We start from the raw sequence: 13,031 nt of genomic DNA on the forward strand, positions 1-13,031 counted from the left end.
AAGCAGTGCCAGGGGAGCCCTGACGGCGGAAGCCGCCGCCGAGGAAGGCTCAGCACGTCACAGCGCCGCCGCCCACTCCGCGAGCGCGTCGAAGTCCGGCCGGACCAGTCCGATCCGGTGGTCGATGTGCAGCAACAGGGCGGCGGCGATGTGGTTCTGCCCCACGTACTCCTTGTCCAGGCGGGTGATCTCGTCGTCGACCCAGGCGAACGGGCGCCCGGCCGCGTACTCGAGCACGTACTGCGTCTTCCAGAACGTCCCCCGCGGGGCCGCGCCGTGCATCACCGGCCAGTCGATGAAGGGCAGCTCGGGCAGTCCCAGATGCGGACCCACCCAGATGTTCGCCTCGTCCTTCCAGGTCGTCGCCCACACCAGCTCGTACCACTCGGCGAGGGCGAGCAGCTCCTCGCCGTGGTCGTGCCGGAGCCACACCCGTAGTGGCTTCCCGTCGGTCCAGCCGCTCGGCCGCATGCGGTGTGTCGTGTATCCCTCCGGCCGGCGCTCCGGCTGTCCGCCGTACGGATTGAGCGGGCCGTCGATGTCGATCAGCAGGAGCGGCTTCATGAGCACAGCTTCCCTCCTCCACCTACGGTGAGGCATCGAAATATCGCTTGAGACATCCACGTCTCATTTGGTGTATGGTTGTCTCATGGCTATGGACCGTGAACAGGTGCTGCGCGCCGCTGCCGCCCTCCTCGCCCGCAAGTCGACCGCGACCATGGACGAGGTCGCCAGGGCGGCGGGCATCGGCCGCGCGACCCTGCACCGGCACTTCGCCGGCCGTGACGCGCTGGTCAGGGCGCTCGAGGAGCTCGGTATCCGGGAGCTCGAGGGGGCACTCGACCGTGCCGGGCTCGACGATCCCGGCCACCCGGCCGACGACGCCCTGCGGAGGCTCGTGGCCGAGATGGAACCGTCCGCCGAGCTGCTCGCCTTCCTCGTCACCGAGAACCAGCTGTTCGAGGGCGACGAGGTCAACGAAGGCTGGGCCAGGCTCGACGCCCGGGTGGCCGCGCTCTTCCGGCGCGGTCAGGAGCAGGGCCGGTTCCGGATCGACCTGTCACCGGCCTGGCTGACCGAGGCCCTGTACGGGCTCATCGGCACCTGCGCCTGGGCCGTCATGGACGGCAGGGTCGCCAAGAAGGACTTCCAGTACGCGATCACCGAGCTGCTGCTCGGCGGAGCCCGACGGAGCGTGGAGTGATGACCAGGACCGACTTGCGAGCGCCGGCGAAGGAGGAGACCCTCTACGCCCGCGGCCGCTGGGCGGCCCTCGGCGTACTGGCGCTCGCCGTGCTGCTGGTGGCCGTGGACGCGACGGTCCTCGGTCTCGCGACGCCGTTCCTGAGCGAGGACCTCCAGCCCTCCGGCAACCAGCTGCTGTGGATAGGCGACGTCTACTCGTTCGTCATCGCCGGTCTGCTGGTCTCCATGGGCAGCCTCGGCGACCGGATAGGCCGCAAGAAGCTGCTGCTCAGCGGTGCCGTCGCCTTCGGTGCGATGTCCGTGCTGACCGCCTACGCGACCAGCCCGGAGATGATGATCATAGCCCGGGCGCTGCTCGGTGTCGCCGGTGCGACCCTGATGCCGTCCACGCTGGCGCTGATCCGGAACATCTTCCACGACCCCAAGGAGCGCAGCGTCGCCATCGGCATCTGGGGTGCCATGGCCTCCGCGGGCGCCGCGGTCGGACCCGTCGTCGGAGGGTTCCTGCTGGAGCACTTCTGGTGGGGGTCGGTGTTCCTCATCAACCTGCCCGTGATGGCGGTCCTGGTGGTCGTCGGCGTCAAGCTGCTGCCCGAGTCGAAGAACCCGGTGGCAGGCCCCTGGGACCTGGTCAGCGTCGGCCTGTCGCTCGTCGGCATGGTCTCCGTCGTCTACGCCATCAAGGAAGCCGCGTCCGACGGCCCGAGCCTGGAGGCGGCCGGTGCCGCCCTCCTCGGAATCGCCGGACTGTACGGGTTCGTCCGCAGGCAGCTGACCCTGCCGACGCCCCTGCTGGACATGCGGCTGTTCCGCAACCGCGGCTTCTCGGCCGCGGTGGCCGCGGACCTGCTCACCATCCTCGGACTCTCCGGCCTGGTGTTCTTCCTGTCCCAGTTCCTGCAACTTGTCCAGAACAGACCGCCGTTCGAGGCCGGTCTGGCCGAACTGCCCGCCGCGATCGGTGCGGTGGTCACCGGCCTGGTGGCCGGCGCGGCCGCCCGGCGATACTCCGTACGGGCCGTGGTGGCCGGCGGACTCGGCGCGGTCGGCCTCGCGCTCGGGGCGGTGACCCTGCTCGGCCAGGACACCGGGTATCCGGTGCTCGGGTCGGTCCTGCTGATCGTCGGCGTCGGGGCCGGGTTCTCCTTCACGGTCACCGCCGACGTGATCCTCGGCAGCGTGCCCAAGGAGCAGGCCGGCGCCGCCTCCGCGGTCTCCGAGACGGCGTACGAACTGGGCGCGGCGCTCGGCATCGCCCTGCTGGGCTCCGTCGTCACCGGCGTATACAAGGACTTCGCCACTCCGCAGGGCGTGTCCGCCGAGGCCGCGGCCGCGGCGCACGAGTCCCTCGGCGGTGCCGTCGAAGCAGCCCGTGCGCTGGGCGGCGGCACCGGAGACGCCCTGCTCTCAGCGGCCCAGGCGGCGTTCGTCGACGGACTCCGGTACGCCTCGGGTGTCGGTGCGGCCGTGCTCGTGGCCACGGCGGTCGCCGCGTGGTTCCTGCTGCGCGGCCAGAAGCTGGCGAGTGGCGTCGAGCACTGAGCCGGCACGCGTCCGGACGCCGCCTCGGACCCGGGTGCCGCCCGGACTCCGGTGGACGCGTGCACCCGGATGCGGTCGCCGACACGGAGGCGTACGCGGAAGCGGGCCACGGGTGCAGGCCGAGACACGGGCGGAAGCCGCGCACCGGGAAGCGCCGAACGAAGCGGCCCCCGACGAAGAAGGGCGTCGGGGGCTGCTCCGTGTCCGCGGGAAACGTCCACAGGAGACACGACCGCGAGGCTTCCGTCCGCGGGGAGTCGGGTCCGCGGGGAGTCGGGTCCGGGAGGAACCGGGTCCGAGGGAGCCTCTACTACGCGGCCTTGGCCTTGGTGGCGTACATGTCCACGTACTCCTGGCCGGAGAGCCGCATGACCTCGGCCATCACCGAGTCGGTCACGGCGCGCAGCACATAGCGGTCCCGGTCCATGCCCTCGTACCGCGAGAACTCGAGGGGAGCGCCGAAGCGGACCGTGACGCGGCCCGGGCGGGGCAGGCCCGCACCGCCGGGCTGGATCTTGTCCGTGCCGATCATCGCGAACGGGACGACCGGGGCGCCGGTCATCAGCGTGAGCCGCGCGATGCCCGTACGGCCGCGGTACAGACGGCCGTCGGGGGAGCGGGTGCCCTCCGGGTAGATGCCGAAGACCTTGCCCTCTTCCAGGATCCGGCGGCCCGTCATCAGCGCGGCCACACCGCCGTTCGCACCGTCGCGATCGACGGGGATCATGCCGACACCGGTGAAGAACCAGGCCATGAGCCGGCCCTTGAGGCCCTTGCCCGTGACGTACTCGTCCTTTCCGATGAAGAACACCTGGCGGTCGCATACCACCGGCAGGATCATCGAGTCGATGAAGGTCAGATGGTTTCCGGCGAGGATCACCGGACCGGTGCCGGGGATGTTCTCGGCACCTTCCACCCGGGCGCGGAACAGCAGGCGCAAGATCGGTCCGAGCACTCCCTTGATGAGCGCGAAGCGGGACAACGCATCCTCCGGTGTCGTGGGATGTCGAGCGAGTCTGTGCAGGTGAGGACGATACTCGCGGGTCACCCCTGATCGCACATCGGCTTCATCGAGTCGATACACAGAGTTGACCTGTGTTCCCGTCATGTTCCGTCGCGGTCCTCCCTCCCGTCGCAACGCCACGCCTACGATCGGGCGGTCATCATGGTCAGGACAGGCGTGCGGAAACGCAGCGCAGCGAGGAGCGTTCATGACGAAGGATGCAGCGGGCGGCACGACGAGCCCCGGACGGCGGTCCGTACTCGGAGCCGCGGTCCTCGGTACGGCAGCACTGGGTACGGCTGCGGCGGGACCGGCCCACGCCACCGGGACGCGGGACTCCGCCCCCGGCCACGGCGGCCACCGCCACCTTCCCGTTCCCACGGTCATCGCCCACCGGGGCGCCAGCGGATACCGCCCCGAGCACACGCTCGGCTCCTACCGGCTCGCCCTCGACATGGGCGCGCACGTGATCGAACAGGATCTCGTCCCCACCAGGGACGGCCATCTGGTCTGCCGGCACGAGAACGACATCTCGGGCACGACCGACGTCGCCGACCACCCGGAGTTCGCCGCACGCCGGACCACGAAGACCGTCGACGGCGTGGCGATGACGGGCTGGTTCACCGAGGACTTCACGCTCGCCGAGCTCAAGAAGCTCCGGGCCAAGGAGCGCATCCCCGGCACCCGGCAGGAGAACACCCTCTACGACGGCCGCTGGACCGTGCCCACCTTCGAGGAGGTGCTGCGCTGGGCCGACCGGGAGGGCCACCGTCGCGGCCGGCCGGTGTGGCTGCACGTCGAGACCAAGCACCCCTCGTACTTCCGGAAGCTGGGCCTCGGGCTCGAGGAACGGCTCGCCGTCCTGCTGCGCCGCTACGGCCGCCACCGCGCGAACTCGCCGGTCTTCCTCCAGTCCTTCGAGCCGAGCAGCATCCGGCGGCTGGCCCGGCTGGTCGACTCGCCGGGAGTCGTGCTGCTGTCCGGGCCGGCCGGCCGCCCCTGGGACTTCGTCGAGGCGAACGACCCGCGGACGGTCGCCGACCTCGTCACCCCCGAGGGCCTGAAGTGGATCGCCGGCTTCGCCCAGGGCATCGGGCCCACCGTCGATCTGATCATCCCCAGGGACGCCGCGGGCAGGCTCGGCGCGCCCACCACTCTCGTCCGGGACGCGCACGCCGAGGGCCTGATCCTGCACCCGTACACCCTGCGGAACGAGAACTCCTTCCTCCCCGCCGACTTCCGCCGGGGCACCGACCCGGCCGCCTACGGCGACGCCTTCGGGGCGTTCAAGGCCTACTTCGCCCAGGGCATCGACGGCATCTTCACCGACAATCCGGACACCGGACTGCTCGCCGCCGCCGACCACCGCGCCACGAAGGGCTGATGACCCCGTTCGGGTGACTCCGACGCCATCCGGCAACCGCCCGGCGGGGACCGCACGTCCCGCCGGGCATGTCTCCTTCCGCAGCGCTGCCACGAGCCATGACCGTCCCCGCGTGTCCGGAGGTCCCCGCGCGTCGGGACATGCCCGCTCGTCCCGGCGACACCGGGCGTCCGGACGTCCCCCGGCATCCGAAGGTCTCCGCGCATCCGACCGTCGCCGCGCGCCCGGGGAACGTGTCGCCCGATCCGTACGAGGTGTCCCCCGGCGGGCACCCGGCGTCCCCGGGGCCGTATCCGTACGACGTGGTCGGCGCGCTGCGTCCGCTGCTGACCGCGGAGGCCACCGCCGAGGCTGCCGGTACGACGGTGGAGCCCGCCGACCTCGAACAGGCGGTCCTGCTCCGGCTGTTGGAGCGGCTCGCCGGCGAGGGCCCGCCCGCGGATCCCGCGCGGTGGCTCCGCCGTGCCGTACGGGCCGAGGCACGCGGCGCCCGGCGTCGCGCCCGGCGTGAACTGCCGTACGCCGGGGAGCCCCTCGCCGAGCCGCAGGCCCGTCAGGACAGCGCGCCCGAGCCGGCCGCGCTCAGGGCCGAACGGAGGCGCGCGGTACGGGCGGCGGTGCGGCGGACCCCGGGCCGCTGCCCCCGGCTGCTGACTGCGATGTTGTCGCCGAGCGACCCCACCTACCAGGAAATCGCAGGAGAGTTGGGTATCTCACAAGGCAGTTTGGGGCCGATGCGTTCCCGCTGCCTGGGATGCTTGCGCAGAATGCTCGCGGCGGAGGTTGCAGCTCCTGAACCGCGGGGTAAGGAGCGGTAGACGCTGGACGGGTCTGCGGGCAACCGGCGGACAAACAGTGCGGGAGGCATGCGCGCATGGGCATGAGCGTGACCATCTCGGCGGCGAACGACGAGGACGCCGAGCAGATACTGAAACTGCAGTACCTGTGCTACCAGAGCGAGGCCGAACTCTACGGCGACTACACGCTCGAACCCCTCACGCAGACGCTGGACGCGCTGCGCGCCGAACTCGCGTCCGGGCACGCGCTCGTCGCCCGCCTCGGGGACGAGGTCGTGGCCTCGGTGCGGGGGACCGTCGATGCGGAGAGGGTGGCCCGGCTGTCGACGCTCATCGTGCATCCCCGGATGCAGCGGCACGGCCTCGGCGGCCGCCTCCTCAACGCGATCGAGGAGCACTTCGCCGCGGAGGCCGCGGCCCGGCGGTTCCGGCTCTTCACCGGCCATCGCAGCGAGCGCAACCTGCGCATGTACCGAAGCCACGGCTATGCCCAGATCGCCACTCGTGAGCTGGGCCCGAAGCTGACGCTGGTCACGCTCGAGAAGGAGGCGACCGCAGTGGCGGTGCGTCCAGGGGCGGGTGCGGGGGAGTACGTCCCGAGCGTCTGACGGATGCTGCCGGCCGTCGGGCTATGGAGGGCCTTGCCGGCAGCCCGACAGGAGCCGTTCGCCAGGCAGCCCGGCGGAGACGTCGTCAGGCGGCCCGGCGGGCCTTCCGCAGCCACAGGATCCCGGTGACGGGCAGGATCACCGGAATGAACACATAGCCCATGCCGTAGTCGGACCAGACCGTCGCGTCGGGGAACGCCGTGGGCTCCAGCAGTGTCCACGTCCCGACCGTGAGCACGCCCAGCAGTTCGGCGGCGCAGCACACCAGTGCGGCCCTGCGGGCCCGTTCGCCACCGCGCACCAGCGAGTACGTGATGAAGCCGTAGACCACCGCGGCGATGGCCGACAGGGTGTAGGCGAGCGGCGCCCGGTCGTACTCGGTGGCGATCTGGTAGACCGACCGGGACACGGCACCGACGGACATCACGCCGTACAGCCACACCACCAGGACGCCCGGACCCTTCACCAGCCGTCCCGGTGCCGTCCCGGTGGCGGTGTTCTCCCCGGTGCTCCGGCCGTCGGCTGCGGACGCGGTCACGGTCAGCCTCCCCAGATGTCGTAGAGGCGCACTTCGAGCACGGCGAGCACCACCGCGCCCGCCGCGACCGTCGTCGAACCCCAGCGGGTCCGCTCGGCGAGCGACAGGAAACCGGCCGCCGGGATCGCGGCGAACGCACCGAGCAGATACGAGACGAAGAGCGTGGCGCCCTGCTCGGGCTTCTCGCCGCGTGCGAGCTGCACGATGCCGGTCACCAGCTGGACCAGGGCCAGCACGGTCACCACGGCCATGCCGATGAAGTGCCAGTCCTTGGTCGGCTGGTCACGGTAGGCGGCGAAACCGCACCAGGCGGCGAGAGCGAGCGCGGCGGCGGAGACCACGACCGTCAGGGCGTCGAGCATGACGTCGAGGGTATTACGGCCGCGAATGCCCGATGCCGGGGACCCCGCGCCGGGGCGGCCACCGACGGTGGTCTTGACCACGAGGGAGTCGGGCATGGGGTGGGCGTCCCTACGGACGGAGGAGTGTCAGGGGTATGTTCATGCAGGTCACAGGGCCGGAGGGGGTGATCCGGCCCTCCGGTGGTGTCCGCAGAGCGGTCGCCGGTTGTCCGCAATGCGGACGCTCGGCTTTCGGTCGTCCGCTTCTCTGTTTTACTGGCGCCATGACCACGACGAGCAACCGCATCCTTGCGACCGAGGCGAACATGACGCCCGGTGCTCGTTGTCTGTGTCGAATGTGCGCCATCTGAGGGCCCCTGCCTGAGCCTCGCGCCCCGAAGCGAGCCCGGCCGTGCCGCGTCCACACCGTGGATCCGGCCACGCCGCCCCGCGCACCCGCCGCCTCCCGGAACACACCGGCCGCGGCCGTGCCGCGTCCCGGACGAATGCCCCGTGCCCGGCGGAACCACGCGCCGTGCACTCGACAGTGACGGAAATCCTGTGATCACCACCAAGGGCCTCACCAAGGTCTATCAGTCACGTGGCCGTGAGGTCACCGCCCTGGACGGCGTCGACCTGCATGTCCGCGAAGGCGAGGTGTGCGGCGTCATCGGCCGGAGCGGCGCCGGAAAGTCCTCGCTGATCCGCTGCGTCAACCTGCTGGAGCGCCCCACCTCCGGCACGGTGACCGTCGACGGCGTGGACCTCACCGCACTCGCCGGGAATGGCCGCCGCGCCGGGAAGGAGCTGCGCGAGGCCCGCAGCCGCATCGGCATGGTCTTCCAGCACTTCAACCTGCTGTCCTCGCGCACCGTCCAGGACAACGTCGAACTGCCGCTGGAGATCCTCGGCGTCACCGGGAAGGAACGTTCCCACAAGGCGCTGGGGCTCCTCGACCTCGTCGGCCTCGCCGACAAGGCGAAGGCCTACCCGCAGCAGCTCTCCGGCGGCCAGAAGCAGCGCGTCGGCATCGCCCGCGCCCTGGCCGGCGACCCCAAGGTGCTGCTCTCCGACGAGGCGACGTCCGCACTCGACCCCGAGACCACCCGCTCGATCCTCGAGCTGCTGCGCGACCTCAACCGGCAGCTCGGCCTCACGGTCCTGCTCATCACGCACGAAATGGACGTCGTCAAGACGATCTGCGACTCGGCAGCACTGATGAAGAAGGGCCGGATCGTCGAGTCCGGCACGGTGAGCGAACTGCTCGCCACCCCCGGTTCCGAGCTCGCCCACGAGCTGTTCCCGGTCGGCGGCGAACCCTCCGGACCGGACCGCACGGTCGTGGACGTCACCTTCCACGGGGATTCCGCCACCCGGCCGGTGATCTCCCGGCTCTCCAGGACCTACAACGTCGACGTGTCGATCCTCGGTGCCGCCATGGACACCGTCGCCGGCCGCCAGATCGGCCGTATGCGCATCGAACTCCCCGGCAGCTTCGAGGAGAACGTCGTCCCCATCGGCTTCCTGCGAGAACAGGGCCTCCAGGTGGATGTCGCCGACGCGACGGCTGCGATCCCCGCGCAGTCGCCGCAGACCCTGCCCACCCCGGTCAAGGAAGGTGCCAAGTGACCTGGTCCGAGATGCAGCCGCTGCTGGAGCAGGGCACCGTCGACACCCTCTACATGGTCCTGTGGTCCACGCTGGTCACCGTTCTCGGCGGGCTCCCGCTCGGAGTCCTGCTGGTCCTCACCGACAAGGGCGGGCTGCTGCAGAACACCCCGGTGAACAAGGCCGTCGGCGCGGTCGTCAACATCGGCCGCTCGCTGCCGTTCATGATCCTGCTGATCGCGCTGATCCCCTTCACCACCCTGGTGGTCGGCACCTTCATCGGACCCACCGCGATGATCGTCCCGCTCGCCGTCGGTGCCATCCCCTTCTTCGCCCGGCTGGTCGAGACCGCCCTCCGGGAGGTAGACCACGGGCTCGTCGAGGCCGTCCAGTCCATGGGCGGCAGCGTCCCCACCATCGTCCGCAAGGTCCTGCTGCCGCAGGCGCTGCCCTCCCTGGTCTCCGGCATCACCACCACCGTCATCGTCCTCGTCGGCTACTCCGCCATGGCCGGCGCGGTGGGCGGCGAGGGACTCGGTTCCAAAGCCGTCACCTACGGCTTCCAGCGGTTCGAGAACGGCTTCATGATCGCCACCGTGGTGATCCTGATCGCCCTCGTCGCCCTCGTCCAGCTGGTCGGTGACGGTGTCGTACGCCTCCTCGCCCGTCGAGGCAGTACGGCGGCCTGAGTCGGCGGGCCGCACAGCGCGTCCCGAGCCGCACCGCGTCGCCGGCGCCCCACGTGTCCGACTCGCACCGCGTCACCGGCCCCCACCTGTCCGAGCCACCCGCGCCCCGCGTGGCACCGCGGCCCGGCCATGAGCCACATCCCCAGCAGCCCGCACTCCTTGTCCGGGCGTCAGTCAGCACCACCCAGAAAGAGGCACTTTTCGTGCGTTACACCAGCAAGACCATCGCAGTCGCCGCCGGCACCGCCGCGTTCGCCCTCGGCCTCACGGCCTGCGGCACCGCCTCCGACCCGGCCGCCAAGGCCGACGGCGGAAAGCCCGACGCGAGCAAGCCGCTGCTCGTCGCAGCGTCCCCGACCCCGCACGCCGACATCCTCACCTACGTCAAGGACAACCTGGCGGCGAAGGCCGGCCTCGATCTCGAGGTCAAGGAGTTCACCGACTACGTCCTGCCGAACACCGCCACCCAGAGCGGCGAAGTCGACGCCAACTTCTTCCAGCACAAGCCGTACCTGGACGACTTCAACAAGAAGAACGGCACGACCATCGTCCCCGTGGTCAACGTTCACCTGGAGCCGCTCGGCCTCTACTCCAAGAAGGCCAAGGCGCTGGGCGACATCAAGGCCGGCCAGACCGTCGCCGTGCCCAACGACACCACCAACGAGGGCCGCGCGCTGCACCTGCTCGCCGACAACGGCCTCATCACCCTCAAGGACGGTGCCGGCACCGACGCCAGGCTCACCGACATCAAGGACGCCAAGGGACTGAAGTTCAAGGAGCTGGAGGCCGCCACCCTGCCCCGCGCCCTGAACGACGTCGACGCCGCGGTCGTCAACGGCAACTACGCCATCGAAGCGGACCTCAAGCCCGCCGATGACTCCCTGGCCCTCGAGAAGGCCGACGGTAACCCGTACGCCAACTTCCTGGCCGTCAAGAAGGGCAACGAAACCGACGAGCGCATCAAGAAGCTCGCCGAGCTCCTCAACTCCCCCGAGGTCCGGAAGTACATCGAGGACAAGTACACCGGCTCCGTCATCCCCGCCTTCGGCGCCGTCAAGTCCTGACCCCCGCAGCGCCGTTGAGGCGTCGGCCCCGCACACCCCGGGAGGTGTGCGGGGCCGACGCGTCATCACCCGCCGTGCCCACCCGGTCATGCGCAGCACAAGGCACATGCTGCATGCTGGGCACTCACGTCGGCCTTCGGCATGGAGCTGCGCATGACTACCACCTTTCCGGACGTCTCCATCAGCACGGAGCGGTTGGTGCTGCGTCCCCTGGACGAGGGGGACGTCGTCGCCATGGCCGAGATGATGAACGACGAGATGGTCGCGGCCTGGACGACCGTGCCACAGCCCTTCACCGAGGCGTCCGCCCGCCACTGGATCACCCAGTACGCCCCCGCCACGCGCGCGGCCGGCCGCGGCATCGACTTCGCCGTCACCGAATTCCTGACGCAGCGTCTGGTCGGCGTGGTGCAGCTGACCGGCACCGACTGGCGGGTGCGCGCCACCGAGATCTCGTACATCATCGCCCCCTGGGCCCGTGGCGAGGGTTATGCGTCCGAGGCGTCACTCGCCATCGCGCAGTGGCTCTTCCGCAGCCAGTGGTTCGAACGCCTGGAGCTGCGCACCGCGGCCGACAACACCGCCGCCCAGCAGGTCGCCCAGAAGATCGGCTGCATCAGCGAGGGCGTCCTGCGCAACGCCTGGATAGCCCGCACCCAGACGGAGGACGGTTCGTGGACCGACATCCGCACCGACCTGATCGTCTGGAGCCTCCTCCCCGAGGACCTCGAAGGCGTCGCCGACCAGATGGCCGAGGTCGGCGGATACGCCGCCTACGCCGACTGGAACTGATCCGGGTCACCGACCGGCGACCGACCAGGGCGAAGTCAGGTCCGTACCAGGTACGCTCAGCGTGCCCGCCCTTCGCGGGCCTCCCGACCTGCGACGACTCCAGGAGACAGACGACGATGGCCGACCGGGTCACGGTGATCGGCTGGGACGGTTCGCCGCTCACCGCGGCAGCCCGCTCCGCCCTCGCCGCCGCAACCCTGGTGGCCGGCGCCGCCCATCACCTGGAACTCCCCGAGATCCCGGCCGACGCCGAAAGGATCCGGCTCGGCAGCGTGGACCTCGCCGCGCGCCGCATCGCCCGGCACCGCGGCAGCGCCGTGGTGCTCGCCGACGGCGACCCCGGCTTCTTCGGAGTCGTCCGCACCCTCCGCGCCCCCGAGCACGGGCTGGAGGTCGAGGTCGTCCCCGCGGTATCCGCCGTCGCCGCGGCGTTCGCCCGGGCCGGCATGCCCTGGGACGACGCACGGATCGTCGTCGCCCACCCCCGTACGCTCCGGCGCGCCGTCAACGTGTGCCGGGCCCACCCCAAGGTCGGCGTGCTCACCGCGCCGGGGGCGGGACCCGCGGAGCTCGCGCTGCTCCTCGACGGCGTCCACCGCACCTTCGTGATCTGCGAGGAGCTGGGCACCGCCCGCGAACAGGTCACCGTCCTCACCTCCGACAAGGTCGCCGACCACACCTGGCGCGACCCCAACGTCGTCATCGTCATCGGCGGCAGCGGGACCACGATCCCCACCGGCACCGGCTGGGTGGCCGGCCACGACCCCGGCGGCCCCACCGACGTACGGGGCTGGGCGCTGCCGCCCGACGCGCTCACGGCGGACGGCGCCGCACCCGGGGACGGAGAGTCGGCCGGTCTGCGCGCCGCCCAGCTGGCCCGGCTCGGCCCCCGCGTCGGCGACCTCGTCTGGGACATCGGCTGCGGCAGCGGGGCACTCGCCACCGAGGCCGCCCGGTTCGGGGCGGCCGTCATCGCCGTGGACCTCGACACCGACGCCTGCGCCCGCACCGAGGCAGTCGCCCGCCGTTCCGGGGTCCAGGTCCAGGTCCTGCGCGGACGCGCCCCGCACGTCCTCGAATCCCTACCCGAACCCGACGTCGTGCGCATCGGCGGCGGGGGAGTGCCCGTGGTCTCCGCCTGCGCCGACCGGCGCCCCGAACGCATCGTCACCCACGCCTCGACCCGGGACGAGGCCGAGGCGATCGGCGCCGCCCTCGGCGAGCGCGGCTACACCGTCGAATGCGCCCTGATCCAGTCCGTCGAACTCGACACCGCCGACTGGACCGAGCGGGAGCGCTCCGTCGCCTTCCTGCTCTGCGGCAGCCGGGGCGACCGCTCCCCGTGACCCCGTTGTCGGCCCCGCGGGGTAGGGTGACCGATCGTTGTACCGCAGCCGGACGTTCGGCGTTTCGTTCGTCAATGTCCGGAAACAGAGACCGATTTGGTCGGCTCTGGTGT

General features: G+C 71.0%; 14 protein-coding genes. 10 read left to right on the forward strand and 4 right to left on the reverse strand.

What is annotated here, in order from left to right:
- Positions 1-57: 57 nt before the first annotated feature.
- Complete coding sequence (locus tag ACZ4Z5_RS16920) at positions 58-564, reverse strand: HAD domain-containing protein (RefSeq protein ID WP_468262982.1); 507 nt, start codon at positions 562-564, stop codon at positions 58-60.
- An 85-nt stretch (positions 565-649) separates the two neighbouring features.
- Between ACZ4Z5_RS16920 and ACZ4Z5_RS16925 the strand changes: the two genes are divergently transcribed.
- Positions 650-1,204 (forward strand): TetR/AcrR family transcriptional regulator, encoded by a 555-nt coding sequence (locus tag ACZ4Z5_RS16925; RefSeq protein ID WP_468262985.1) that lies wholly within the window; start codon positions 650-652, stop codon positions 1,202-1,204.
- Entirely contained in the window at positions 1,204-2,748 is a 1,545-nt protein-coding gene (locus ACZ4Z5_RS16930; RefSeq protein WP_468262987.1) for an MFS transporter, read from the forward strand. The genes ACZ4Z5_RS16925 and ACZ4Z5_RS16930 overlap by 1 nt, the downstream gene beginning before the upstream one ends.
- Before the next feature lie 310 nt (positions 2,749-3,058).
- On the opposite strand, the gene ACZ4Z5_RS16935 is transcribed toward ACZ4Z5_RS16930, so the two are convergent.
- Entirely contained in the window at positions 3,059-3,730 is a 672-nt protein-coding gene (locus ACZ4Z5_RS16935; protein WP_468262990.1) for a lysophospholipid acyltransferase family protein, read from the reverse strand.
- A gap of 229 nt (positions 3,731-3,959) precedes the next feature.
- Between ACZ4Z5_RS16935 and ACZ4Z5_RS16940 the strand changes: the two genes are divergently transcribed.
- The 3 genes from ACZ4Z5_RS16940 to ACZ4Z5_RS16950 all read left to right on the forward strand — a co-directional run bounded on the left by ACZ4Z5_RS16940 (position 3,960) and on the right by ACZ4Z5_RS16950 (position 6,540).
- Positions 3,960-5,135, forward strand: coding sequence for a glycerophosphodiester phosphodiesterase (locus tag ACZ4Z5_RS16940; protein ID WP_468262993.1), 1,176 nt, complete (start codon positions 3,960-3,962; stop codon positions 5,133-5,135).
- Between the two features lie 254 nt (positions 5,136-5,389).
- A complete protein-coding gene (locus ACZ4Z5_RS16945) occupies positions 5,390-5,953 on the forward strand; it encodes a sigma-70 family RNA polymerase sigma factor (RefSeq protein ID WP_468263237.1) in 564 nt (187 codons plus the stop codon).
- A 56-nt stretch (positions 5,954-6,009) separates the two neighbouring features.
- Positions 6,010-6,540 (forward strand): GNAT family N-acetyltransferase, encoded by a 531-nt coding sequence (locus ACZ4Z5_RS16950; RefSeq protein ID WP_468262997.1) that lies wholly within the window; start codon positions 6,010-6,012, stop codon positions 6,538-6,540.
- A gap of 85 nt (positions 6,541-6,625) precedes the next feature.
- On the opposite strand, the gene ACZ4Z5_RS16955 is transcribed toward ACZ4Z5_RS16950, so the two are convergent.
- Together ACZ4Z5_RS16955 and ACZ4Z5_RS16960 are read right to left on the reverse strand one after the other, a co-directional pair.
- Positions 6,626-7,009 (reverse strand): hypothetical protein, encoded by a 384-nt coding sequence (locus ACZ4Z5_RS16955; protein ID WP_468263239.1) that lies wholly within the window; start codon positions 7,007-7,009, stop codon positions 6,626-6,628.
- A 71-nt stretch (positions 7,010-7,080) separates the two neighbouring features.
- Entirely contained in the window at positions 7,081-7,440 is a 360-nt protein-coding gene (locus ACZ4Z5_RS16960; RefSeq protein ID WP_468263242.1) for a hypothetical protein, read from the reverse strand.
- A 540-nt stretch (positions 7,441-7,980) separates the two neighbouring features.
- On the opposite strand from ACZ4Z5_RS16960, the gene ACZ4Z5_RS16965 reads away from it, so the two are divergent.
- The 5 genes from ACZ4Z5_RS16965 to cbiE all read left to right on the forward strand — a co-directional run bounded on the left by ACZ4Z5_RS16965 (position 7,981) and on the right by cbiE (position 12,918).
- A complete protein-coding gene (locus tag ACZ4Z5_RS16965) occupies positions 7,981-9,048 on the forward strand; it encodes a methionine ABC transporter ATP-binding protein (RefSeq protein ID WP_468263000.1) in 1,068 nt (355 codons plus the stop codon).
- Positions 9,045-9,716, forward strand: coding sequence for a methionine ABC transporter permease (locus ACZ4Z5_RS16970; protein ID WP_468263003.1), 672 nt, complete (start codon positions 9,045-9,047; stop codon positions 9,714-9,716). The genes ACZ4Z5_RS16965 and ACZ4Z5_RS16970 overlap by 4 nt, the downstream gene beginning before the upstream one ends.
- A gap of 203 nt (positions 9,717-9,919) precedes the next feature.
- Positions 9,920-10,780, forward strand: a complete 861-nt coding sequence (locus tag ACZ4Z5_RS16975) for a MetQ/NlpA family ABC transporter substrate-binding protein (protein ID WP_468263005.1) — start codon at positions 9,920-9,922, stop codon at positions 10,778-10,780.
- Between the two features lie 153 nt (positions 10,781-10,933).
- Positions 10,934-11,572, forward strand: a complete 639-nt coding sequence (locus ACZ4Z5_RS16980; RefSeq protein WP_468263008.1) for a GNAT family N-acetyltransferase — start codon at positions 10,934-10,936, stop codon at positions 11,570-11,572.
- A 116-nt stretch (positions 11,573-11,688) separates the two neighbouring features.
- On the forward strand, positions 11,689-12,918 hold the full coding sequence (gene cbiE / locus ACZ4Z5_RS16985; RefSeq protein ID WP_468263011.1) for a precorrin-6y C5,15-methyltransferase (decarboxylating) subunit CbiE: 1,230 nt from the start codon (positions 11,689-11,691) through the stop codon (positions 12,916-12,918).
- Positions 12,919-13,031: the final 113 nt, after the last annotated feature.

Source organism: Streptomyces sp. NPDC030222 (assembly GCF_055573115.1).